The sequence below is a fragment of the Paenibacillus sp. 01T47 genome (genome assembly GCF_056398245.1).
In genome coordinates this window covers 332,931-357,321 of the sequence record NZ_JBFTPA010000004.1, presented here as the reverse complement: position 1 = coordinate 357,321, position 24,391 = coordinate 332,931, and the positions used below count along the sequence as shown (strand labels likewise).

Sequence of the window (24,391 nt, the reverse complement as noted above, 5' to 3'; positions counted from 1 at the left end):
CAATCATAGTTCTTGCAATCGCAAGCTCATGCTAAGCTTGCGTTTCAATTCAGCTGCTAGCAGATGATGCAAGCTCACCTCCCCTCCGTTAACATTTCCAGCTTGCTCTCAAACTCCATCGGATCTATCAAATGAAACGTATCCAGTACCGTGCCGTCCGTATCGATAATAAATGTTGTTGGCAGCGCATGCAGCTCGTATAAGTAAGAGGCACGTTTATTGGCATCCAGTAAATTCGTAAACCGCCATTCATTTTCCTCGATGAACGTTTCAATTGCGCTTGCTTGTTTTTCTTCTGATGATAGATTCACGCCATAGAAATCGACCTTATCTTCGTATTTCTCATGCAGCTTCTTTAAGGTGGGAGCTTCAACACTGCATGCCTCGCACCAGCTCGCCCAAAACTGCAATACAATCGGTTTATCTTCTGCACCCGCTACGGTGTGGGTTGTTCCGTTCAGATCCTTGAGCGTAAAGGCAGGCGCCTTCACTCCTGAAGTCGCTTTGCGGTGCAAAGCAGCTTCCTGATTCACGCTTAATACGCTCTCCAGCGCGGATGCATCCAGCTTATCGCCTGCATTGCCGCTCGTTTGATCCGAATTTAATATGAAAAACAAACCCAATACCGTAGCTGACAAAAAAACGGAAATCACTAGAATCGTTTTTTTCATTGCTTTGAGTCAATCAAAGCAAGCAAGAGAGTAACGGCTTCAGCCCGAGTCGCATTAGCGCTTGGTTCAAACTTATTTTCGCCTCTGCCTTTGATGATGCCCGCTTCAGCAGCCATCGCTACAGAAGGCTCCGCCCAAGCTGGAATTTGGCTCCGATCTGCAAACGACGATTTTTTCGCCTGATCAACCTTCCATTCGAGCGCTCTAACGACCATTACCGCAATCTCCGCACGATTAATTGGCTTGCTAGGGCGGAATGTATTGTCCTCGTACCCTGTTATAATGCCAGCTTTTACTGCAGTTCCAACGAAAGCGGAAGCCCAGCTTGGTATGCTGCCTGCATCTTTAAACGATATATCTGCTGCAAGATCAGCCTTCAAATCTAGTGCTCGGACGAGCATCGCTGCAAATTCCGCTCGGGTAACCTGTGCATTTGGTTTGAAGGTTCCGTCCGTATAACCATTAACAAAACCTAGCTGAACAGCCCGCTCAATGGATGCGATTGCCCAGTGTCCCGTAATATCTTTGAATGACGCCGCTGAATTTCCAAGGTTAGCGGTAAGCTTCACATTAGGCTTCAGATTACTGGAATCGAGGGTGCTTTTTACAAGCTTCGCATCCGTGAGCTTTACCTCGGTATCTCCATTTCCTATTGGCTCGAATAGAAAGCTGGATAATACGCTTTTACCATTCTCGCCTGCTTTGTTCCCTATCTTCGTCGCAGCAAACACAATTTGATTGCCTTCGACGATCGGCGATATCGAGAATCCTGCAATGCTGCTGCTGGCACTTTTAAAACGAAGCTTCTTTGCATCAAATGACAGCTTTACCTCATAAGCGTACATATCGGTTAGCTTATCCGCAGTAACGACGATTTTAATATCTTTATCCGATTTCTCCTGGGTAAGTGCGAACACCGGCGTATCCGCTGCAAACGCAAAGCTTGGGAGTGCCATAGCAAGCAATAAAACGATCAAACCAGCCGACATAAAACGCTTACATTTCTTCAATGAAATCGTCCCTTTCATCTACATAGAATAGTAATGAGAGATGTGCATAACCATTTAGCAATCCAATCGATAGTTTTATTGTACAAAGATGAATTTGGAATGTATTTGCAATATCAGGTTAAAAGTTATGAATTTCCGCCGTTCCTTTTTAAAAATAAATAGAGCTGCTCTCTATATAGACAGAGAGCAGCTCTAAGATCCTTATTCATATATTTTCATGCATATTTCGACCAGCGGCTATCCCCAGGATTCGGACAAGCACGTTCTTTATATTTGGCGGCAATACGTACGAAACACCCGCATACGATACATGTCGTACCATATTGAAACTTCGGGCAGTTTCTACATTGCTTTAAGCGCTGCTCGTACACATCATCCGGCACACTAATTTCGGACTGGAACATCGGCGCCGCCAAAATCCGATCGATCTGCTCATCAGTGACAAGGTAATCATCACGACAGCCTTTGCACGCATTTTTGCTGCTCATTGCTGGTGGTATCCCTATTCCGAGATCAGCTCTAGCACCGTTACCGACATTGGCGAGAGCTTCGCGCTAATTTTTGATCCATTAACAGTGAAAGCTTGAAATGCGGTTGGCGCAACAGCTTCCGGATTTTCAAACGTGTTGTGCGCGTCCTTAGCGGAAGCTGAAAGCTCTGTACCCGAAACCTTAAGCCCTGCACCTGCTAGGCCGCGAAGATCAATCTCCACATCCGCTCCGGACTGATTGTCCAAATTACACAAACTTACATGGATGCGGCCACTCGCGTCCTTTGAAGCAGATACGGATACTTGCGGAATCTTCTGGTCATTGTGCGCATAATCCTGACTGTCAATTGACGTGGTAAGAAGCGTTGCATCCTGATGCACCTTATACATATCAAAAACGTGATACGTTGGCGTCAGCACCATTTTCTCTCCCTCAGTCAAAATGACCGATTGCAGCACATTGATCACCTGAGCAATGTTAGCCATTTGTACCCGGTCACAATGATCGTGGAAGATATGAAGCGTAATTCCAGCAACCAACGCATCACGAATCGTGTTTTGCTGATACAGGAACCCTGGATTTGTACCCGGCTCCACATCGTACCACGTACCCCATTCATCAACCATAAGGCCAACTCGCTTCTTCGGATCATAACGATCCATAATAGCCGAATGACGTGTAATCAGCTCGTCCATATAAAATGTTTTCTTTAATGTACCGTACCATTCATCCTCGGAGAAGCCTGTTGCTGGACCTTTTTGTGTCCAAAACTCACCCGGAATGGTGTAATAATGCAGCGATATCGCGTCCATCATCCCATGCGCTTCCCGCATGACAACGTCCATCCAGCGGTAATCATCTACGTTTGGACCGCAAGCGATCTTATGAATTTTGTTATCGCCATAATTGCGCACATAGGTTTGATATCTACGATACAGATCCGCATAATATTCAGGACGCATGTTGCCGCCGCAGCCCCAGTTCTCGTTGCCGACGCCAAAATATTTCACGTTCCACGGCTTTTCCCTGCCGTTTTCTGAACGCAATTCTGCCATTGGCGATACGCCGTCAAATGTCATGTACTCTACCCACTCCGACATTTCCTGAACGGTGCCGCTGCCCACGTTTCCTGAGATGTAAGGCTCGCATTCCAGCATTTCACACAGCATCAAAAACTCATGCGTGCCAAAATGATTGTTCTCAACAACACCGCCCCAGTGGGTGTTGATCATCCGCTTTCGCGACTCGCGCGGTCCAATGCCATCCTTCCAATGATATTCGTCCGCGAAGCAGCCGCCCGGCCAACGAAGAACTGGAATTTTCAGCTGCTTAAGCGCTGCGACTACATCATTGCGAATCCCGTTTGTGTTCGGAATAGGAGAATCCTCGCCTACCCATATCCCTTCATAAATACAACGTCCCAAATGCTCAGAGAAATGTCCATAAATATTGCGATTAATCGTACCTGCAGCCAAATCAGCGTTAATGGTTATACGGTTTGCCAAATAAATCGACCTCGCTTCAATATAATAGAATAAATAGACTTTGATAAATAGTTGGATTAATACATTTATTCATCCATATACTCATACATTAATCCTAACCAAATCATAATGGTAGCGGATACATTTTGCAACCCTTCGAATAAAAAAAAGCTACCAGCCTCTCGGCATGATAGCTTCCTTCTTATTCGTTTTGTTTTGGCAGCCATTCTAAGAACTGCTGGATATGCGTGTCCCAATAGCTCCATTCATGATTGCCTGGGCCTTCAACATAAGTTAAAGGATAATTCGCCTGCTCGCTCGCATTACGGAAGGCGATATTATCATTGTATAGAAAATCCTCCGTACCACAGCATTGATAGAGCAGAGGCTTAGCCGCCGAATCCAGCTTGGCACTCCCCGCTACAAGATGCAGTAAATCATCATCCGTGCCTTTAATTTCTTTATCACCATATATGAGATGGAACAGACGCTTCAGATCAGTCATTTCGCTCCGTTTCACCATATCCGCCATATCCAGTGCACCGGATAAGCTGCCAGCTGCGGCAAAACGATCCGGATGCCTTAATGCCCATTTGAAAGCTCCATAACCGCCCATAGATAAGCCAGCGACAAAATTATCTTCACGGGCATCAGATAGAGGGAAGAAAGAACGAGCAACGGCCGGAAGCTCTTCGGTTAGAAACGTCCAATATTTATTGCCATAGGCCATATCCGTATAAAAGCTTTGATGCACATTCGGCATGACAACCGCAAAACCTTGCTCGGCTACATAACGTTCGATAGAAGTTCTGCGCATCCAAATCGTATCATCATCAGACAAGCCATGCAGTAAATATAACGTTTTATGAAGCTTCTGACTGCTGCGATTATTCATACCAATTTGCGATGTCGTCTGCTGCGGCAAAATAACGGTCATCGATGTACTGAGGCCCAGTGCCTCAGAAAAAAAGTTGCAAGTAATGAGTGCCAAACGATATTCCTCCTATTAATAGATATGCTTTTTTTATCAACTTGCTCTAATGATCTGTAATACTAGTAATGTAGCATCTATATGAAGCGCTTGCAATCTATCATATGAAACGGTGATGCTTCCATGTCCTATACGCCCTAAGGTTAGTTAGTGAACTTTTTTTCAGTGCTTATATGTACAGAAATAGAAAGGTATAATAGAAATCGTCACAGAGTGAATATAAATTTTGGAGGTTGATTACGAATGAAAATGATGCCAATAGAGCGTCGTGGAATATCCGACAGCCGTCTCGTGTTAGGCTGTATGGGGTTTGGCGGAAGCTGGGATCTTGCAGACCCGATTACACCTGATCATATCAAGCAAGCAGAGGAAGCGATAGAAGCCGCGCTATCAATCGGCATTACGATGTATGATCATGCGGACATTTACACAAGAGGCAAAGCAGAATCCGTATTCGGTCAAATTCTTAAAAAGCAGCCCAAGCTTCGTGAGCAGCTCGTTATTCAATCTAAAGTAGGCATTCAGCTATCCGATGGCATTTTACCTGGACGCTTCAATTTCTCGCAAGAGCATATCTTATCGTCTGTCGATGGCATATTGGAGAGGCTTGGCACAGAATACTTAGATGTTTTGCTGCTTCATCGCCCTGATCCGCTTATGGAGCCGGATGAAATTGCAGAAGCTTTTACGAAGCTGAAATTATCCGGCAAGGTTCGCAACTTTGGCGTATCCAATATGAGCCCGGGACAAATTCGTTTCCTGCAGCGCTCGCTGCCTGATCCTATTGTCGTAAATCAGCTGGAAATGAGTCTACTCCGTCATGATTTCATCGATCAAGGTGTGCATGTCAATCAAAAGGCAGGTTTAAAAGACAACTTTGCTGAAGGTCTTATGGAATTGATGCAAATGGAAAATATACAAATTCAAGCATGGGGGCCTCTGGCACAGGGGAAATTTTCTGGAAGAGTATCCGAGAACGCAACGGAGTCAGAATTGAAAACAGCTGCTCTCGTACAACAAATAGCTGAAGAAAATGAAACGACACCGGAAGCCATCGTACTAGCTTGGTTAATGAAGCATCCCGCTCGCATTCAGCCTGTAATCGGCACTGTTAATCCTAAGCGGATAGCAGCCTGCAAGGATGCGGTGAAGCAATCGGAACTTATGACGAGAGAGCAATGGTACACGCTTCTAGTAAGCGCAAGAGGCATAAATATGCCTTAATTCGCGGGAATACGCGGATTATTAATATTTTTTCATTTAATTCTCATAATCGCTCATAATCCTTATAATACCTGCCCTTTTGTTCTCATGAGTGAAAATAGCCCTTTTGCGGATGTGTTATAGTCATAATACATAAAACGAAACGCGGAGGGACAACCTGACAGCATGAGAAAATTACACCTACTGAAATCGATTGCCAAAGCAGGCATTTGCAGCGCTATCGTCATATCGGCATTCACAATCGGAACTTTTGCTCCAAAGGCACATGCAGCTACACCTGAAACACTTAATCTTGTTTCTACAGGAAAAGAATTTATCGGCACTCCATATAAATTCGGTGCACCGGCAGGCGTTACATACGCATTTGACTGTTCATCTTTTACTCAATTTTTGTTCAAAGGACTTGATGTTTCTCTTCCACGCACATCTGTAGCACAAGCTACGGTTGGCGAGAAGGTTCCTAAGGGTTCACTCAGCATGGGCGATCTTGTCTTCTTTAAAACGAATGGCAAGACGATCAGCCATGTCGCTATTTATGCAGGCAACAACAAAATTATCCACAGCGCTACAAGCACTGGTGTTACCGTGTCGGACATGACCTCCAGCTACTGGTCCAAGAGTTATGTTACAGCAAGACGCGTCACAAATTAATTTTATAATATAGTACTTGGCTGTTATCGCCCTTTGCGATAGCAGCTTTTTTTCTGTTTATCGTGAATCAATCGCTAGCTTCTATAACATTCTTAACCATATAGAAGGCATATGAAACAATAAGATTATATTCTTTCTATTATGGATGAAATGAATAAAAAAATAGACATGCAGTACCTTCATTAGGTCTGCATGTCTATTTCATTATTTTTTTAACGGCTGCCGAGTGCAAATTCAGCCGCTATTTGCTCTGCCGTCAGCGCTTTACTATAAATTTTCAACTCATCTACTGCGCCTTTAAACGGAGTATCCCAATAGTTTACCCCCACGCCAAATACACCGCTATTATTAGTAAACACATTTGGGAAGCCGGAGCCTGTAAACTTTTCTTTTCCATTAATATACACCTTGGCTGTGCCATTATTAACGGTAAACGCAATATGCGTCCATTGTCCGATGTTGATTTCCAGCCCTGTACTCGCATCATACCAAGCAGTGCCAGACCAAAGCATCGTGTTGCTGTTGACTGGGCCTCTTGGCACGAAGCTGATCCAGCTTTCATTCGTTCTTGATCCAAAAAATGCTGTCGCAAAGTTGGTCGCCTCCGCAGGATTAAGCCACATGGATACCGAATAAACATTGCCTTCTATTATACCGTCTGGCAGACGAATGCCTGAAGCGCCGTCTAATACAGCCGCCGACCCCAAAATGCCTGTTCCAAACGTAATGCTGCCTCCCGTATTATCTACTCTATTGCCTGTAATCGTACCCGCAGATACACGCCCTAATGAATCCATTAGATTCGATTCAAAAGCATAATAAGCATTTTCACCATCCGTCACATGTACAATATAGGTCGCTGTTCTATGTCCGGCATCATCAGCTGTTGCAGTGATTGTAGTTGTTCCTAGTGCAACCGCTGTTACTTGCCCCGTATCTGCATTCACAGCAGCGATGTTGGAATCGGCTGAAGACCAAGTAATCGACTTATTAGCTGCATTCACTGGTAAAACATTGACTTCAGGCAAATAAGCTGTGCCAATGGATAACGACTTCTCCGCAGCACCAAGCTGAATTTGTGCAACTAGAACAGAGGCATCAGGCTCGCCAAAAGCCAACCACCCTATTTTCTCTGCATTTAAAGCCAAATCGTAAATACGAACCTCATCGATGAGACCTTTATAAGGTGTGTCCCAATAGTTGACCCCTAGTGCAAACAGACCGTGCTTGTCTGTGAACACGTTTGGCATTCCTGTACCGGAATATTTCTTAATGCCGTTGATGAATATTTGTGTCTCGCCGTTTTTCACTGTAAATGCAATATGTGTCCACTCATTCAGCTTGATTTGAATACCTGTAGATGCATCATACCAAGCTTCACCTGACCAGAGCATCGTATTATTTTTCGCAAAATCATGCCCTCTTGGCATAAAGCTGATCCAGCTTTGCGGCGTTTGTGCACCGAAGAAAGCTGGAGCAATGTTTGCTGCCTCGGAAGGGTTCAGCCACATCGATACTGTATATTCATTTGTTGAAATTAAGCCTTCCGGCAAAAGAACACCTGACGCGCCGTTAAAGCTAGCTGCCTTTCCTTTACCCGTCGTTCCATCTACAAACGAAATTTCTCCGCCTGTACGATCAATTCGGTCGCCCGTGATCGTTCCTGCCGCCATGATGCCCGTCATCTCTTCAAGATTATTCTCAAAATTGTACTGAGCAACTAATCCATCGGCTAGCGGACTTACATTATGCTGTTGAACTATAAGTGTGAACGTTTTGGATGCGGTTGCGCTGCCTAACGTTATCGTTGCTGTTAATTGCACCGCTGCATCACCGGAACCTGCGCTAGGCCTTGTTACAGCTCCACTTGCCGTTACGACTGATTCATTAGATGACTCCCATGTAATCGGCCAATGGTTTGCAGCTTTCACGGGAAGGCTGACATCATTATATATGCGGCTTGTATCGCCTAGCGTTAACCTATTAACTGCATTCGCAGCGAGTTCTTGATCAGTTAACGCTTCCAATTGACTTCCCCAAACAGCAGCGCCTTTGCCTGACAAAGCGCTAAAAGCCATGACGTATGCGTTCGAAGTAGGGTCCCATTGGCGAACGAATACTCCTTTGTATGTCGTCTGAACAGAAACGTCATTTACAAGCTCATCAACTTTCAGGTTCGCATAATAGTCGCCATCTAGTTCCCAAGTTCCGGTCACAGCCCCTGCAATTTTGCCGTCCTGTTCCAGCTTAATGTAAACAGAAGGTTTAATCTCCTTCGTAATCTCTTTGCCGTGGTTAATATAATGATAAGCGCCAACGACATCGCTTTCGGAAATTTTGCCAATCGTCTCACCTGTGTAACGATGCGGAGCGACCACTGGCCAGCCATCTTCGTTCATAAACATCTGATGCACACGAACCTCATGGCCTTCCCCGCGGTAAGGGAACCGACTGTGAAAAATGTTGAACAGCTTACCATTTGATTCATCGTAGTAAGTCGAGTTATGACCTGCTGATACATAACCATAGGTAGGAAAGTTCGCTTGTCCGTTTAAGTTGCTGAAAATAAAATTACCAAAGCTCTTCACGCCATATGGTTCAATTGCCGCATCTTTAAAGAATGAACCCTCTGGACCGTGAGCCTGAATCATATCCTGACCTTCATAATCCACATAAGGTCCATCCGGCTTTAAGGAGCGAGATATTCTCATATTGTAGCCGCCAACCGAATCTAATCCTCCAAATGTCACAAACAAATAATAGTAGCCGCTATTCGGATGATATTGGATGTAAGGCGCTTCAATACGACTGTGATTTTGACCCATCAAGCGTTTGCCATAACCTTGATTTTCTAATGGAAAACCGGTTTCGGCATTCATCTCTAAAATAAAAATTCCGCCTGAGTATGAGCCATAAACCATCCATAATCGGCCATCCTTATCAAAAAACGTATCGGGATCAACAACATTCGGATGTTTTGTACCGTCATAAGCAGTACCCTCAGCGCCTATTCCTTTGCCTGATTTCAGGAAGATGCCTTTATTCACATATGGCCCTTCGATATTATCCGCAACTGCAACCCCGAGTGCTGAGAGCGGTTGATCTCCTTTGCATGCATTGTAATACATGTAAAACTTGCCATCTGCAAGTTGAATGACATCAGCAGCCCATAGCGTATCCGTTTCTGCCCAGCCGAGCGCCTCAGCCAATTCCTTTTTCACATTGCTTTCAGCACTCTTGAACAGTTTATTCGTTTCCGTCACGCCTGAATCAATTAACGACCAGCTCATGAGATCATTCGATTTGGCAGCCGCCAAATGCGAGCCGAATACGTAATACGTTTCGTCAACTTTAATAACGGATGGATCGTGAACCGATACATTTTCAAAAGTCGGCGTCGGCGTCGGCATCGGTGTCGAAGTAGGAGTAGGAGTTGTTGATGGTGCAGGTGTTTCATTTCCACCACTATTACCACCAGAAGCAGGAAATGTCGCTGCCTCTCGCTCAAGCTTAGCCTCATTCTCACTATTGCTTGTCACTTTGCCTTTGCCTGTAACTTTGAGCTTACCCTCAAACAGAATGATAATCTCTTTAATTTCCGCGGCCTCATTCACATGCAAGGCTGCTTTTTGCTCCACTATCATTTTACTTATGATACCTTTCAGCAATTTAATAGCAGGTAAAGATAATGCAGAAATCTCAACCTTATCGAAGTTTCCATCGAGCTCAATGGTTGCATCCGCTGCTATATCCTTGTCAATCAATACATTTATGAAGCCATCACCAGTTAAACCGGCAGCCTCTTCAAGCTTAACGCCTGAAATGGTGAATACTTGACCAACGGTTGTTGTTCCTTGGATTACCATTCGCAGCTTGCCATTCTTTTTATCAACAAAAATTTGCGCGATATCCGAATCCTTTATTTTAATGCTGTTTTGGCCTCCTCCAAATACCTTCACTACTCCTTTTACTTTGACATTGTCGAGTATGACATCCCCTTCGGCGATGCCTTCGGTTAAATATAGATCTCCTTCAATAATTGTATTTTTTAACGTAATATTCGCTGTATTAATGATTATGTTTTTGCTAGAAACATCCGTATATGTGCCCGCTTGATTCAATATCTCTCCAGAAATATTGTTTATTAGCCGAAGCGCCTCAGCTCTTGTAATCTTGTTAGTTGGTTTAAATGTTTGATCTTTATATCCTGTTGCGTACCCTTCCATAACGAGCGCATTCACGGCTTCCTTACTCCATGAAGGCAATGAGCCTAGATCCGTAAGAGCGCTTTCATTTTTAGCCGCACTACTCAATCGAAATACTCTAACTAAGATAACGGCAGCCTCTTGACGAGAAATGGAATCGCCCGGACGGATCGTTCCGTCGCTGTAACCGGAAATATATCCTGCCGCAACCGCCTTTTTCATTTCACTGTAAAAAGAACTCGATGCAGATACATCAGAGAAAACAATCTCTTCCTCATCAACAAAACGAAACACCCGATTCATCAGAGTCATAAATTCCACTCGACTAATCGCTTGATCTGGTTTAAATTTCCCATCTCCATAACCCTGAATAAGCTGTTTCTCGTACCAGGCTGTAAAATCCTTTTCCGCCCAGTGACCTTTCACATCGGATTTGATTTTGCTTTGGTTTGCACGATCCAAGGTACTCTGAACGGGTTCTGTATTACCTTCAGCGGCCATAATTAATGGTGCAGGTACAAGTAATAAACAAACAAGAACCAATGCAATCCGTTTGCTAAAATATTTGAGCATCGCATAACTCCCCTTTCGATTGAAAATCATGTTTCATTCATCATGATGGCATCATCAGTAAATCGAACGATACGCTCCCATTCACCTCACATTCCTTATTCCTGCATTACTTTTGACCAACGAATAATAATTAAACTAATCGATTACTATTTTTGTTAACGTTTACATTGTAACGACAAACGCTGTAAATCGTCAATAGAAAATATATAAATGATGTAAGTTAGTTTCACTCCCACACCCCTCTAGTACGGCAGTATTCCATTCCTTCGTTTTAGAAATAAACGCAAAAAATGCCATCAGCTTTTGCCGACAGCATTCATCTCACGCAATATAAAATCATTTACGCATATTCGTTGTTATTAATAAAAATATTAATAATACCTTTACTCAGCAATTGAGGTTTTTTTCTGATCTGAAGCCATCGATAACGATTTATAATTATCATTTATCACCTTTAGCCAGCTCTCCTGACGACCCTCAGCGTAGGTGCTATCCTTGCGCTTGCAGACAATGCCCTCCAAATCCGATCTTCTTACAAGATCAAAAATAGCTGCACCCTCTCGCTCCACGTACAGCATCTTTTTGAAATAGGCATTATCCTCCAAAATATATTCCAGCAGCCGCTTTCGCTCAAGCAGCGGTTTTTGCCTTAAATCAAGCCCGTTGTAATAAAGAATATCAAATACAAAAAACTGGACCGGCTTCGTCCTTTTGGCTTCACGGATACTCGGTTCCTTCTTCAGCCTGTAACGTTCCTGCAGCGACTCGAACTCAATCGCTCCTGTAAACGGGTTTACATAGGTTACCTCGCCATCTAACAGAACATCCGCAGGCTCCCTCAGCGGAACATTATGTAATTCGGGATACTGCCGCGTAACTTCATTGAAATGCCGAGTATATAAAGCAGCCTTGCTTCCCATAAAGGAGAGCTGCAGGCGGTGTCCATCCAATAGGGGTTCAAATATAAAATCATCATCATCAAAAGGTTTTTCATATTCCGTTAATAACATGGGTTCCACAAACATTACGGCGCCCCCTTTCCGTTTAACCATTTTAGCATGATTTCACTTCAAAAATAGGAGGTAAATTTAGGTGAATGATATGAATAAACTCTCACTCGTATCCACATAATAGGTTCAAGAAGGAGGCTGAGAAAAGATGGCAAATCGTACGAATCAACTTCTTATACCGCAAGCCCGTGCAGCTCTAGAGCAGCTTAAATATGAAGTGGCCCAAGAGCTTGGCATTCAACTTCCGCAAGACGGATATTATGGCAACATGACCACTCGCGATATGGGCTCTATCGGCGGATTAATTACACGCCGGCTCGTTCAAATGGCTGAACAGCAGCTGTCAGGACGTCGTTAATTTCTACATAAATAAGCGCCAAGAATGCAGAGATGCTTTCTTGGCGCTTATTTATTTGAGAAAAAATAAGAAATTGTGCAAATAAATGCTTTTGTCACGAATGGAGAACTTCCCTTCTTCAATAAAAATAGGTAAAATGGGAGAGAGTTGTCCCGTTACATAACGCATACAAACAAATTCCATTATGGAAAGGAATATTCTAATATGATTATTCAACCAAAAACACGTGGCTTTATTTGTACGACAGCACATCCTGAGGGCTGCGCACAACAAGTACAACGTCAAATCGATTACGTAAACGCTCAACCAAGCATTGAAGGCCCGCGCAACGTGCTCGTCATTGGAGCTTCAACAGGTTATGGTCTTGCTTCACGTATCGTTTCTTCTTTCGCTGCTGGCGCTAATACAATTGGCGTTTATTTTGACAAAGCTGCTGAAGGCGCACGCACAGCATCCGCTGGCTGGTACAATTCCGCTGCTTTCGAGGAAGCTGCTGCAGCTGCTGGACGCAAATCTTTCAGCATCGTTGGAGATGCTTTCTCTGATGAAATTAAAGCAAAAACAATCGACTTGATCCGTACGGAACTAGGTCAAATTGATCTTGTTGTCTACAGCGTTGCTTCCCCGCGCCGTACGCATCCAAAAACAGGCGAAACGTTCTCTTCCGTTATCAAGCCGCTTGGCGGCACGTATTCGAACAAAACCGTTAACTTCCATAACGGCGATGTAACGCAAGTTACAATCGAGCCGGCAACAGAAGACGAGCTTCGTCAAACAATTGCTGTTATGGGCGGCGAGGACTGGCAGATGTGGATTGACGCGCTTGAGAAAGCTGGAGCACTTGCTGAAGGCGCAACTACAGTTGCTTACTCTTACATTGGACCTGAAATTACACATGCAGTTTATCGTGAAGGTACAATTGGCGCTGCTAAAAATGATCTGGAAGCTACGGCTCACCGCCTTAATGAACAGCTCAGCACAAATGGCGGTCGCGCATTCGTTTCCGTTAACAAAGCGCTCGTAACGCAATCAAGCTCCGCGATTCCAGTTGTGCCACTTTATATTTCCGCCCTTTATAAAGTGATGAAAGAAAAAGGCATTCATGAGGGCTGCATTGAGCAAATGTATCGTTTATTCTCAGAACGTCTATACGGTAAAGGTGAAACGCTGGTTGATGAAAAAGGCCTTATCCGCGTTGATGATTGGGAGATGAGACCAGAAATCCAAGCTGAGGTTGCCGATGTTTGGGCTAAGCTCTCTACAGAAAATGTTTATGATCTTTCTGATCTTGAAGGTTATCGTCGTGAATTTTTCCAGCTTTTCGGTTTCGAGACAGATGGCATCGATTATGAAGCAGACGTTAATCCAGAAGTAAACATTCCAAATCTTCGCTAATATTTCCACTGTAAAACCAATTCGAGCGTTTATTCACTCGAGTTGGTTTTTTTGTGTTTGCTGGTGCAAATACATTACTGGTATGGCCACTGCTATAAGGATCATACCCATAAAAGCGGGTGCGGCATGACCAAATGATACATAGATTTGACCTCCAATGATTGGCCCAATCATTCTGGCTAAGGCTTGAATAGATTGGCTGCCTCCTTGGATTCTCCCTTCGTCTACATACCTCTACCTTACCAAAAACAAAAACAGAGTGGTAGTCCTGCTCCCACTCCGAAAATTTATAACTTGATTAATGTATAAAAAAACCCCTTAACCGAAGTTAAGGGGTTTTGATTTAATACTATAGTTTTACAACGTTTTCTGCTTGTGGTCCACGGTTGCCTTGAGTTACGTTGAACTCAACGCGTTGACCTTCGTCAAGTGATTTGAAACCGTCGCCTTGGATTGCGGAGAAATGTACGAATACGTCATTGCCGCCTTCTACTTCGATAAAACCGAAGCCTTTCTCTGCGTTAAACCATTTTACTGTACCTTGTTCCATAATTGATTACCTCCAAAAGTATATTAACATGTTTTTTCCAGAAAAACTAAAAATCACACATTGAAAAAGATATCATCATACAAATGACAACCTTTTCAATGAGTGAATTCAAGGTTAAATTTGTTGTTTGTATTGATAATATACCATAGGCATTTGTAATAAGCAAGTCTTCATTTTAAAAAAGATCAAATCCCTTTTTTCTCCGGGATAACAACCGCTTGGTCAGGAAATTATATATCGGGTAGCAAGCACACTATTCTAACGTTGAGGAGTATGTACATGCGGAAATTTTTCATTTTAGCTTTACTTATTTTAGCTGTAGGCTGTTCGTCAAATCCAAGGATGTCAACCAATAAGCACTCTGCTCTTGGCTACACATCAACCAAAACACCTATTATTACGTCAACGCCACACACAACCCAGGCCTCTTCAATCTCTACACCGATGATGAAGAATCCTACTGTTTCAATGAAGGGCTCACAGTATAACAACATTCCAGATTGGCTGTTGGGCGATGGAGCAAATGGACTCGTTAATAAGTACCCTTATCCATTTCCGTCTCAATACCCTGGTCAAAACCCAGCTCAACAACCAACGACACAGAATCCAACAACTCAAAACCCGACCACTCAGAATCCAACGACTCAAAATCCAGCGGAGAAAGCTCCTTCTTCCTCTGGACAATATGAACAACAGGTGCTCCAACTGGTCAATTCTGAACGATCAAAATCAGGGTTGCCTGCACTCAGCATGGATGGCTCTTTATCCAAAATGGCTTTGGTCAAAGCACAGGATATGATTAACAACAACTACTTTGATCATAATTCACCAACTTATGGTTCTCCCTTCGACATGATGAAACAATTCAATATTACGTACAGTTCTGCTGGTGAAAATATTGCTAAAGGCCAGCCTACTCCTGATCAAGTAATGAAGGATTGGATGAACAGCCCTGGGCACCGCGCAAATATTTTGAAATCCAGTTTCACTAAAATTGGAGTAGGGTATTACCAAGGTGCATGGGTTCAAGAATTTACTGGTTAATCGCATCGATCAAAAAAAGAGCAGCCGACGAATTTCCACTCGTTGGCTGCTCTTACTAAAATCGCAGCATAATTATTTACTAAAGATTAAACCGAACCAAGTATTTCGCTTAATGCGGCAATAAACTGATCATTTTCTTCGGGCATACCTATTGAGATACGCACATGGAGCGGCAAGCCCCACGTTTTTCCGTGGCGAACGATAATCCCTTTAGCCATTAAACGCATGTAGATGGACTCCGATTCTGGCCCAAGCTCAGCAAGTACAAAGTTAGTCATACTTTGCGTATATTTGATTCCAAGCTGGTCAAATGAAGCGTACATGCGCTCACGTTCCTTGGCAACCAGTGCTTGCGAACTTAAAACATGCTCTTCATCACCGATCGCTGCAGCTGCAGCTGTCTGGGCAAGTGCATTAACATTAAACGGCTCCTTCACTTGAAGAATGCTCTGAATAATTTGCTGAGGAGCAGCCCCATAACCTACTCGAATACCTGCAAGACCGTAAATTTTCGAAAAGGTTTTTAGCACGATGAGCGGGTAGCCTGCTCTTACAAATGCCATTCCATCCGAATACAGCTCCTCCGAAACGTAGTGGCTGTAAGCTGTATCGAGCATAACCATGATACGTTTTGGGATTGAATCGAGTATATATTTCAAATCTTTTTGAGCTACATAAGTACCTGTTGGATTATTTGGAGAACATAGATATATAATTTTGGTACGATCAGTCACTGCAGCAACAATAGCTTCTGCATCATATTGAAAAGCATCATTGAGCGGGACAACGATTGTTTTAGCTCCCATCAGCTGAGCACCAAACTCATATTCACTAAATGTAGGTCCCGGCACAATAATTTCATCACCCGCATCCAAAAAAGCTTCTGCTACAAGCGTGATGAGCTCATCTCCGCCGTTAGTAACAATGACTTGATCTGCATGGAGGTCGTAATAATCGGCAATGGTTTTCTTCAATAATTGAGACTGGTTGTCAGGATAACGATGAAGATCAGTCAAGGCGGTTTGGATGGCTTCAATCGCTTTTGGAGAAGGTCCTAATGGATTTTCATTTGAGGCCAGCTTAATTACATGCTGCAGGCCATATTCGCTCTGAACCTCCCAAATCGGTTTACCTGGCGAGTAGGGCTTCATCACTTCCAAAGCCTTTCGTGGTTTAACTTCAATTTTCTCGTTCATACATTTCACCCTTACTAAACAAAGTCAAAACCTTTAATACGATAATACATTAATCCTTTCTCGCAGTAAAGAGTTAATGCGAGATAAGATTGTCGAAATAATGACTATATTCCCGCTCCAGCAGTATCGTATTGAACATTAAGAAAAGGAGGCACCCCTTATAGGCGCCTCCTTTTTATCTGTTTTTTTCACTTCGTTTTATTTGTCCTCAGCCAAAAAATCGATCATTGAACGAGCTTGTACCTTGCCCGCTGTAGCTGGCTTACTTGCTGCTTCTCCACTTTCGCGCAAGCGGAACTCTACGATTTTAGCTACACCTGGTACTAAATCAAAGAAATTGTCCGTGAACATGCCCTCGTGCTCTGCGGTAATCCATACCTGCTTAGCAAGCACATCCGTTTCCAGCGCGAACGACGTACCGTTGCTGCCTTCAACCTCTGAAATTCGAATAACCGCTGAAGCAAGCTTCTGTTCTTTCGCTTTCACGAAATAATGTTCCTTGCTGTCTATCAGCTTACCGCCTTGGGTCAGCTCTGCATACAATACAACACGGTTTGCTTTGCAGCCTGTCAGCCATTCCAGCTCGTTTATCGAGCTTACAATTGCTGCACTATTTCCTGCTATGGACACTTGAGTCGTTTCCTGCTTAATTAACACGCCTGCAAAATCGTATAGCGATAATTTGAGCTCGCCTTTCAACGATTCCAGCAAATCCGTTACCGCATGAATATGGATGACGCCGTCATCTGTCTTGTCAAAGGACAGCATTGTATCGGCGAAGCTTCTTTTCGCATAATACTGCATAGCTTTCCATTTCCCGTAATAATCCATGCCTGCCCAAGAAGCTACTGGCCAGCAATCATTCATTTGCCAGTATAACGTTCCCATGCAATATGGCATGTTGCGACGATGCGCCTCAATCGCCATCTTCATCGCTTCTGCTTGCAGCACCTGACTCATATAGAGGAAAGCAGGGAAGTCCTTAGGCTCGCTCATATAAATATCCATGTATTCTTTAATGAGACGGTTGCCGTCGCCATTCTTCTGATGCGCGCGCATTACCTTAGAATCCAGAGCCAAATCCTGCTCCGTTGCGAATTTCATCACCGTATCATACTCAGGGAATGACTGGAAGCCGTATTCACTCATAAAACGGCCGATTTTCAGGTTGTAGTTCTCAAATGGCTCAACTGCGTGCCATACTCCCCAGTAATGAACATCTCCCTCTGTAGATAGCGGATGCGCATGCTGGTTAATGTCCCCCGACAGCGATATAAGCGGTGAGGATGGCCAATATTGTGTTCCTGGCGCATAGGCTTCAACCGCATCAGGTAAAATGTCATGGAAAACCGCCTCGTAGTCCGCCCAAATGACAGCGCGCTGCTCCGATGTATATTCTTTTTTCCAGCCCCAGCCGCCCTTCTCATCAAATTGCGCCCAAGCTGAATCAATCTCGTTATTGCCGCACCACAATACGATGGAAGGATGATTGCGCAGCCGCTTCACATTCTCTTCTGCTTCCAAGCGAACATTTTCTAGAAAGGCCTCATCGCCAGGATACATGCTGCATGCGAACATAAAGTCCTGCCACACCAAGATGCCGTACTCATCACAAAGCTCATAGAACACCGACTGCTCATATATACCGCCGCCCCATACACGAAGCATGTTCATATTCGATTCCGCAGCAGAAACAATTTCATGTCTATATCGCTCATCTGTTACTTCTGTAATGAAGCTGTCATTAGGGATATGGTTTGCACCTTTCGCAAACACAGGAACGCCGTTAAGCTCAAAATAAAACGAGGCTCCTACCTCATCCTTGTCTCGCACCAATTGAATGGAGCGAAGACCAGTACGAACGGACTTTGCAGCTATCAACTCTCCATCCTTGCAAAGCTCTGCTGTAAATGTATATAAATGAGCATCGCCAAGTCCTCTGCTCCACCAAAGCTTTGGATTCTCGATATCAACAGGCAGTTGAATCACATTGATCCCTTGCTTTAAGTGCGCAGCCTGCTCCCAAGTTTGTCCCCCAGCACTTAACTTCACCAAGCCGTTCCATTCATGCTCCGACTCAATTTCCACATCTACCGTTAAGCTAGCTTTCGAAGCATTTACCTGATCCTGCTTCACATATACATCCGTAATTTTACTGTCGGACCAGCCCTCTAGTCTAGCTTCACGCCAAATACCGCTCGTAACGAATCGTGGACCCCAGTCCCAGCCATAATGATAAGGCGCTTTTCTTGCAAAAATACTTATCTTCTGAGCACCCAGTCCGCCAAGCTCTGATTGATCATTACTAGCTGGTAGATTATAGCCAAGCTTCTCGATCTTCGGCAAATCCTCTTGCACAGGGGAGCGGAATTTAATCAACAATACATTATCTTTGGCATTCACCATAGACGCTACATTTGCTTTCCATGTTCTGAACATATTGTCTGCTGACAATACATGATGGCCATTTACATAAACGTCTGCATACGTATCTAACCCATCGAATACGAGTTCAATAGTTGAAGCATTAAACAATTGATCATTTACGTCGAAATGAGTCTCGTATTCCCAATCTATTTTGTCAATCCATTGCAAATCATGTTCATTTGTTTTATAGAAAGGATCTTTGATGATGCCATTGCGCAGCAAATCCGTATGAACGCAGCCAGGCACGATGGCTTCCATCCATTCTTGCTCCTGACAAGCTTTGAATTTCCAATTACTTAGCACTAGTTGTGTTTCTCTCATTTTGTCCTCCTAAGAATATGTGTCTTCCTATCGCTTGTCATTTTTCTTTATCTACAGCTTTTTTCATGCTAAACAAGTCTGGAAGTTCATCCAGTGTCGTCACATTTGAATGATTGTAGATTTTTTTCAAAATCTCTTGGCTGTTATGTTTTCCATCGTTTAAATAATCGCCTTCCCAGGTGACAAACCAGCTCCAATTCGCACCATACGCTTTCATTAAGTCCGGATCAGGAATGGAACCATTTTCGGTCATTGCAACAAGTTTTTTATTGCTTACTAGAGCGACGAGATTATCAAAATAATTAATGGCGGGAGAATGATCTCCAGGGGCTGGATAACTATCTACACTAACGATATCCACTACGTCATCTCCTGGATACCATTCGGGCTGGACCGAATTCCAGATCCATATGAGATTGTTTAATTCATGCTTATTGACCAGTCGATCGTATACTATTCGGTAAAGCTGCTTTGCCGGTTCAGGACCCTTTGCTCCCCACCAGAACCACCCGCCTTCCGCTTCATGAAGCGGTCTAAATAACACGGGCACATGGGCATCCTTTAATCTTTGAAGCTGCACGGCAATCGTATCGATATCAGCTAGCAGCAGCTTGTACTCCTCCGATTCAGTGTCACTCAAAGCTTTCTCCAAATCAAAGGTTACCGAATCAGCATAAAACCCCCGCCACCATTCTTTTCCCGGCTCGTCAATTATGCCGGTGGGAGCGTTCCAATGCCATAAGAAGGTTGTAATGCCGCCTTGCTTATGCCAGCCAATTGCTTTTTCCACTTCATACGAGATAGCTCCGTGCTCTGCTCTTGTTTTGGAATAATCGATTAAATCAAACCCGACCATCGCTGGTTCTTTACCGGTAATCTTCTCAATCCAAGAAACATTATCCAGTCCGGTTTGACCCGACAACATCGACTCGCCATAGTTTTCCACCAAATAATTCATTAGTTTTTTGGCTTCTGCAGAAGCATTCCCATTCACTAATTCACCAGAAACCTGATGTTTCGTTTCAGGCTGCGTCTTTTGCAGCTTAATATAGTCGATATCGTAATAACCCCAGCCTCGAGTCAGGCTAATCGTATTCGTGCCCTCTTGTAAAAGCAGCTTCCCTGCCTTGAGCTCCGTAAATTGATCATTTGGCTGTAAAACCAAATCGCCGTGGGGCTCATTATTCAATGAAATGCCAGCTACTTTATTGCCATTTGGCGCCCGGTAGCTGACCCAAACATTGTATAATATTGCCTTTGGAGCAACAACCTCAAACGATAACTGGTCCTGCTCATCCGTAAAATCAGTAACGAAGCCTGAGCCAGAGAAGCCCTCCGCTTCTTTGGAAACCATAGTACCTTGAAGCAGCCCGGACTCCGCTTCGTATTTCAAAAATGGTTCTACCTTGTTTGAGCTTGGCAGAACAGCCAATATAACGACTAAAGCGGCGCCTAGAAGCGCTAAGCTGACAGCCAACGCACTAATGACAACTCGCCTGCTCCTAAGGGCGGTCACCTGATAATCCCCACTTTCGCGAGACGGAAATTAGTGCCTGTGCATTCTGGTCGATTGCCATGAATGACTTCAAGCTCGAAGCGGTGACGGCCGCTCACCCAATCATCTCCGAAACAGCTTAAGCGATACCACCCATCATCCTGGACCCATGATGGCCTCTCCCGCTCCATCACTTGCCACTCCCCATCATCTATTCGGTATCGAAACTCAGCTGAGCTTCTCCCGAAGTCAAAGCCAAGAACGAGTCCTCTTCCCTCGAAGGAGAAGGACAACTCTGCTCCAATGGCCGATGTCTCGAGCACTTGATCGATCCACTCCAGGTGAGGCCATCTCCTTATGGCCCAAGAACCTCTCGTATGAATGTGATGAAAAGATAAGTCGAATACATCATCCCAGCATTGTGTATCCAGCGGCTTTGGTATCAAGTATGAAACCTGATCAGCCTCCACCGCGTGATCCGCGTACGGTAATTCCTTCTGGAGATAAGCAATTACGCTTTGCCCATAGCTCAAGCTTCCTCTGCTTGTCGGATGAAGACCATCTGGCAGCCATTCTTCAAAGCGCAGCTTGCCTTTCTTGACTTCCTCAAAAGCATACAAACCCATCCATACCGAGCTAAGATCATAATGCTCTGCTATCCGCTCAAATTCATTAATCGTATCCGGTACCAAGCCCTGTGTAATAGCGCTGTACATATTTTGCGAATACGTGTATACGATGACGATATCGCGCTGGCCATCAGCGAGCAATTGCCTTATTAATCCTTCGCGCGAGCGATTGCGCTTCAAGGTTGGCTCGCCTTCATCATTAACTGCATATTCAATAAAAACCAAATCGCAATTCGTATCGATTAAATCGCGTTTGGCGCGGAAAGCAGCTAAATCGCTGCCCGTTGCTCCAATCGCTGCATTTTCAACCGCGATACGCAGTTCCGGGTATTGCTCCGTGAACCAGGCAATGACTGCCTCCGGCCAGTTATGGCGCGGCCTTGCATCGGTAATCGAGCCTCCAATAAAGCCAACCGTCAAGCGTCCTTCTTGGATTCCGCGCCGCGTTCGATGCAGATTGCTTCGGTGATTCCAAATCGACAAAGTCATAAATGGCGTGCTCCTTGCACAAGTATTAGTCCTTGCGATGAATGGCATCCACCCGCTATTCTCGCAGCTGATAATTTTTCAAATCAGGCAGCTCATCCTTCGTTAACGAGAAAGGGTGATTATAAAATTTGATAAGCTGTTCCCTATCTGTAAACTTCTCGGCATATACACGGTGTCCATCCACAGTATTGTAGACAAAATTGCCATACCACGTGCAATTCCATGCCCAGAGTGCACGATCCTGCAGCATAAGATCTGGATCAGGAATCGGTCCATTTTCAGACAAAGCAATAATTTTGTTCATGCTTGTGTAAGCGAGTGCCTTCTCGAAACGATCAAGCTGCGACTCGTAATTTTGCTCAGGAGGATAAATATCTTCTCCAATAATATCGACGTACTCATCGCCCGGATACCAATCCGCATGCTGTCCATTCCATACCCAAATCAAATGGTTCAACTTATGCACGTTCGTCATTCGGTCATACATCAGCTTCCACAATTGAACGCAGGGCTCAGCCCCTTTGCTGCCCCACCAGAACCAGCCTCCCGAAGCCTCGTGCAGTGGTCTCCATAATACAGGCACCCCTGCATCCTGCAGCCGTTTCAGCTCGGAGGAAATCGCATCAATATCTCTGATCAGCAGCTTATAATCCTCTGACTCTTGATCACTCAACGCCTTCTGCACATCAAACGTCGTTGCTTTTGTATAGAAGCCGCTGCCCCACGTTCGGTCAGGGGCCAAATCAATTAAATCCTTAGGCGCATTCCAATGCCAGCAAAAAGTTACGATGCCGCCGCTTTGCCACCAATCAATCGCAATATCCGTATCGGAGCATGTGGCCCCGCGCTCTGTGCGCGAGGGTGAATAATTCATGAAATCAAAGCCATAAACAGCTGGGTATTTCCCAGTCACTTCATGCAATATTTCAAGCTCAGGTGTTGATACTACACCGATTTGCTGACCGGTCAATATGCGAGTTCCATAAATGTCGCATAAATAGGTCATCAGCCTTTTCGCCTGATCGTCTGCATTCGGGTTTATGAGCTTAGGTTCCACTATGAAACGGGATTGCTGCTTCACATTCAACATTTATGGTTTCTCTCCTTCTTTGACATTTCTTTTTGTATATCCTTACTTAACCTACTGCCTGCTACCCGATAATACCGCTCCGCTCCACACTTTCAACGAAATAACGCTGAACGACTAAGTACAAAATGATTAGCGGTATGATAGCAAGCAAAATACCCGTATCAATAATCATTGCCACATGGTTCGGATCAGCCTTAACGTTACCGCCTCCGGCCGCTACCCCCAGCAAACCTGGAAGCAACGCATTGGCTTGAGCTGACAATGTCGAAATCTTAATCGGCATAAGTGCGGATTCACTCATGAACAGCGAAGTGAAAAAGGTATCGTTATACTGCCAAACAAAGCAGAACAGCACAACAGTAATGATTGGCGGAATGGCGTTCGGCAGCATGATTTTCAAAAATGTTTTCACTCCGCCAGCACCATCAATCAATGCTGCTTCCTCTATCTCTTTAGGCATTCCTTTAAAAAACTGGCGGAAAATATAAATGAACAGGCCCGCTTTTAATCCGATTGCCGTCGCAGACGTTATAATAGAAGGCCAATACGTATTGAGCAGATTAACGCCTTCCTTACCCGTCACGAGATGAATGACTCCGAGTATGTCAAAGCTTCTAAAATGAAGATACATCGGAACCATCAACGTGCTTGTCGGAACTAGAATCGTTAATATGACCAGAGCGAACAGCACATTGCTGCCTGGGAAGTTAAAACGGGCGAAGCCGTACCCAGCAAGCGCGCAGGAAGCTGTCGTTAGTAGCGTAGTCACAATAACAAAGACAAGCGTATTCCCTAGGAGAGGAAAGTAGTGTAAAATATCCATCGCCATTTTGATGTTGTCGAGCGTAAAGTGGACAGGCACCATATAAATCGTCGGATTGTAAATATCGACTTTGTCTTTGAAAGCAACAGAAAACTTCATAAGCAGCGGATAAATGATGATGTACGAGATGCCAATAACAAGCGCGTAACGAAAAATGGCGTACAACGTATCGATCGTCTTATTTTTCATTTTCTGCAGCCGATATTTATTGTCCTCGTTGCGAACAGCCTGTGAAGCCTCCATATGCAGCTTCCTCCTTTGTTA

The 24,391-nt window shown here is 44.3% G+C and carries 19 protein-coding genes and 1 pseudogene; 5 read left to right on the top strand and 15 right to left on the bottom strand.

Features of this window, described 5'->3' with window-relative positions:
- Window positions 1-74: 74 nt before the first annotated feature.
- The 5 genes from AC1DOV_RS11470 to AC1DOV_RS11450 all read right to left on the bottom strand — a co-directional run bounded on the left by AC1DOV_RS11470 (window position 75) and on the right by AC1DOV_RS11450 (window position 4,647).
- Window positions 75-671, bottom strand: a complete 597-nt coding sequence (locus AC1DOV_RS11470; protein WP_477512908.1) for a TlpA family protein disulfide reductase — start codon at window positions 669-671, stop codon at window positions 75-77.
- Complete coding sequence (locus AC1DOV_RS11465; RefSeq protein WP_477549983.1) at window positions 668-1,681, bottom strand: S-layer homology domain-containing protein; 1,014 nt, start codon at window positions 1,679-1,681, stop codon at window positions 668-670. The genes AC1DOV_RS11470 and AC1DOV_RS11465 overlap by 4 nt, the downstream gene beginning before the upstream one ends.
- 215 nt (window positions 1,682-1,896) lie before the next feature.
- On the bottom strand, window positions 1,897-2,169 hold the full coding sequence (locus AC1DOV_RS11460; protein WP_441881577.1) for a DUF6171 family protein: 273 nt from the start codon (window positions 2,167-2,169) through the stop codon (window positions 1,897-1,899).
- A 14-nt stretch (window positions 2,170-2,183) separates the two neighbouring features.
- Window positions 2,184-3,677, bottom strand: a complete 1,494-nt coding sequence (locus tag AC1DOV_RS11455) for an alpha-N-arabinofuranosidase (protein ID WP_477549982.1) — start codon at window positions 3,675-3,677, stop codon at window positions 2,184-2,186.
- A gap of 181 nt (window positions 3,678-3,858) precedes the next feature.
- Window positions 3,859-4,647 (bottom strand): alpha/beta hydrolase, encoded by a 789-nt coding sequence (locus AC1DOV_RS11450; RefSeq protein WP_076266708.1) that lies wholly within the window; start codon window positions 4,645-4,647, stop codon window positions 3,859-3,861.
- Between the two features lie 243 nt (window positions 4,648-4,890).
- On the opposite strand from AC1DOV_RS11450, the gene AC1DOV_RS11445 reads away from it, so the two are divergent.
- Together AC1DOV_RS11445 and AC1DOV_RS11440 are read left to right on the top strand one after the other, a co-directional pair.
- Complete coding sequence (locus AC1DOV_RS11445; protein ID WP_441881586.1) at window positions 4,891-5,871, top strand: aldo/keto reductase; 981 nt, start codon at window positions 4,891-4,893, stop codon at window positions 5,869-5,871.
- A gap of 165 nt (window positions 5,872-6,036) precedes the next feature.
- A complete protein-coding gene (locus AC1DOV_RS11440) occupies window positions 6,037-6,522 on the top strand; it encodes a C40 family peptidase (RefSeq protein WP_076266706.1) in 486 nt (161 codons plus the stop codon).
- A gap of 212 nt (window positions 6,523-6,734) precedes the next feature.
- Here AC1DOV_RS11440 and AC1DOV_RS11435 read toward each other — a convergent pair whose 3' ends face one another.
- The gene (locus AC1DOV_RS11435) at window positions 6,735-11,300 is read right to left on the bottom strand and encodes a LamG-like jellyroll fold domain-containing protein (RefSeq protein ID WP_477549981.1); all 4,566 of its coding nucleotides are present in this window, start codon (window positions 11,298-11,300) and stop codon (window positions 6,735-6,737) included.
- Between the two features lie 383 nt (window positions 11,301-11,683).
- Complete coding sequence (locus AC1DOV_RS11430) at window positions 11,684-12,325, bottom strand: ATP-dependent DNA ligase (protein WP_477549980.1); 642 nt, start codon at window positions 12,323-12,325, stop codon at window positions 11,684-11,686.
- A 133-nt stretch (window positions 12,326-12,458) separates the two neighbouring features.
- On the opposite strand from AC1DOV_RS11430, the gene AC1DOV_RS11425 reads away from it, so the two are divergent.
- Both AC1DOV_RS11425 and fabV read left to right on the top strand, forming a co-directional pair.
- Complete coding sequence (locus AC1DOV_RS11425; RefSeq protein ID WP_076266703.1) at window positions 12,459-12,668, top strand: alpha/beta-type small acid-soluble spore protein; 210 nt, start codon at window positions 12,459-12,461, stop codon at window positions 12,666-12,668.
- 204 nt (window positions 12,669-12,872) lie between these two features.
- On the top strand, window positions 12,873-14,063 hold the full coding sequence (gene fabV / locus AC1DOV_RS11420; RefSeq protein ID WP_477549979.1) for an enoyl-ACP reductase FabV: 1,191 nt from the start codon (window positions 12,873-12,875) through the stop codon (window positions 14,061-14,063).
- Between the two features lie 33 nt (window positions 14,064-14,096).
- On the opposite strand, the pseudogene AC1DOV_RS11415 reads toward fabV, so the two are convergent.
- Together AC1DOV_RS11415 and AC1DOV_RS11410 are read right to left on the bottom strand one after the other, a co-directional pair.
- Window positions 14,097-14,288 (bottom strand): annotated as a pseudogene (locus AC1DOV_RS11415) (hypothetical protein); the annotation flags it as partial.
- 124 nt (window positions 14,289-14,412) lie between these two features.
- On the bottom strand, window positions 14,413-14,613 hold the full coding sequence (locus AC1DOV_RS11410; RefSeq protein WP_054024035.1) for a cold-shock protein: 201 nt from the start codon (window positions 14,611-14,613) through the stop codon (window positions 14,413-14,415).
- 279 nt (window positions 14,614-14,892) lie between these two features.
- Here AC1DOV_RS11410 and AC1DOV_RS11405 point away from each other — a divergent pair, with 279 nt between their 5' ends.
- The gene (locus tag AC1DOV_RS11405) at window positions 14,893-15,657 is read left to right on the top strand and encodes a CAP domain-containing protein (protein ID WP_441881603.1); all 765 of its coding nucleotides are present in this window, start codon (window positions 14,893-14,895) and stop codon (window positions 15,655-15,657) included.
- An 86-nt stretch (window positions 15,658-15,743) separates the two neighbouring features.
- On the opposite strand, the gene hisC is transcribed toward AC1DOV_RS11405, so the two are convergent.
- The 6 genes from hisC to AC1DOV_RS11375 form a co-directional block, all read right to left on the bottom strand.
- A complete protein-coding gene (hisC, locus tag AC1DOV_RS11400) occupies window positions 15,744-16,853 on the bottom strand; it encodes a histidinol-phosphate transaminase (RefSeq protein ID WP_441881606.1) in 1,110 nt (369 codons plus the stop codon).
- 198 nt (window positions 16,854-17,051) lie between these two features.
- Window positions 17,052-19,601, bottom strand: coding sequence for a beta-mannosidase (locus AC1DOV_RS11395; protein ID WP_477549978.1), 2,550 nt, complete (start codon window positions 19,599-19,601; stop codon window positions 17,052-17,054).
- Window positions 19,602-19,638: 37 nt separating this feature from the next.
- Complete coding sequence (locus AC1DOV_RS11390) at window positions 19,639-21,117, bottom strand: glycosyl hydrolase (protein WP_477549977.1); 1,479 nt, start codon at window positions 21,115-21,117, stop codon at window positions 19,639-19,641.
- Window positions 21,114-22,214, bottom strand: a complete 1,101-nt coding sequence (locus AC1DOV_RS11385; protein ID WP_477527803.1) for an SGNH/GDSL hydrolase family protein — start codon at window positions 22,212-22,214, stop codon at window positions 21,114-21,116. Before AC1DOV_RS11385 ends, AC1DOV_RS11390 begins: the two co-directional genes overlap by 4 nt.
- A 55-nt stretch (window positions 22,215-22,269) precedes the next feature.
- The gene (locus tag AC1DOV_RS11380) at window positions 22,270-23,304 is read right to left on the bottom strand and encodes a glycosyl hydrolase (protein ID WP_441881618.1); all 1,035 of its coding nucleotides are present in this window, start codon (window positions 23,302-23,304) and stop codon (window positions 22,270-22,272) included.
- Window positions 23,305-23,365: 61 nt separating this feature from the next.
- On the bottom strand, window positions 23,366-24,370 hold the full coding sequence (locus tag AC1DOV_RS11375) for a carbohydrate ABC transporter permease (RefSeq protein ID WP_441881620.1): 1,005 nt from the start codon (window positions 24,368-24,370) through the stop codon (window positions 23,366-23,368).
- Window positions 24,371-24,391: the final 21 nt, after the last annotated feature.

Coding starts and splice junctions, on each gene's coding strand:
- AC1DOV_RS11470 (WP_477512908.1), bottom strand. CDS start 671: ATGAAAAAAACGATTCTAGTGATTTCCGTTTTTTTGTCAGCTACGGTA.
- AC1DOV_RS11460 (WP_441881577.1), bottom strand. CDS start 2,169: ATGAGCAGCAAAAATGCGTGCAAAGGCTGTCGTGATGATTACCTTGTC.
- AC1DOV_RS11445 (WP_441881586.1), top strand. CDS start 4,891: ATGAAAATGATGCCAATAGAGCGTCGTGGAATATCCGACAGCCGTCTC.
- AC1DOV_RS11440 (WP_076266706.1), top strand. CDS start 6,037: ATGAGAAAATTACACCTACTGAAATCGATTGCCAAAGCAGGCATTTGC.
- AC1DOV_RS11435 (WP_477549981.1), bottom strand. CDS start 11,300: ATGCTCAAATATTTTAGCAAACGGATTGCATTGGTTCTTGTTTGTTTA.
- AC1DOV_RS11430 (WP_477549980.1), bottom strand. CDS start 12,325: ATGTTTGTGGAACCCATGTTATTAACGGAATATGAAAAACCTTTTGAT.
- AC1DOV_RS11425 (WP_076266703.1), top strand. CDS start 12,459: ATGGCAAATCGTACGAATCAACTTCTTATACCGCAAGCCCGTGCAGCT.
- fabV (WP_477549979.1), top strand. CDS start 12,873: ATGATTATTCAACCAAAAACACGTGGCTTTATTTGTACGACAGCACAT.
- AC1DOV_RS11410 (WP_054024035.1), bottom strand. CDS start 14,613: ATGGAACAAGGTACAGTAAAATGGTTTAACGCAGAGAAAGGCTTCGGT.
- AC1DOV_RS11405 (WP_441881603.1), top strand. CDS start 14,893: ATGCGGAAATTTTTCATTTTAGCTTTACTTATTTTAGCTGTAGGCTGT.
- hisC (WP_441881606.1), bottom strand. CDS start 16,853: ATGAACGAGAAAATTGAAGTTAAACCACGAAAGGCTTTGGAAGTGATG.
- AC1DOV_RS11395 (WP_477549978.1), bottom strand. CDS start 19,601: ATGAGAGAAACACAACTAGTGCTAAGTAATTGGAAATTCAAAGCTTGT.
- AC1DOV_RS11385 (WP_477527803.1), bottom strand. CDS start 22,214: ATGACTTTGTCGATTTGGAATCACCGAAGCAATCTGCATCGAACGCGG.
- AC1DOV_RS11380 (WP_441881618.1), bottom strand. CDS start 23,304: ATGTTGAATGTGAAGCAGCAATCCCGTTTCATAGTGGAACCTAAGCTC.
- AC1DOV_RS11375 (WP_441881620.1), bottom strand. CDS start 24,370: ATGGAGGCTTCACAGGCTGTTCGCAACGAGGACAATAAATATCGGCTG.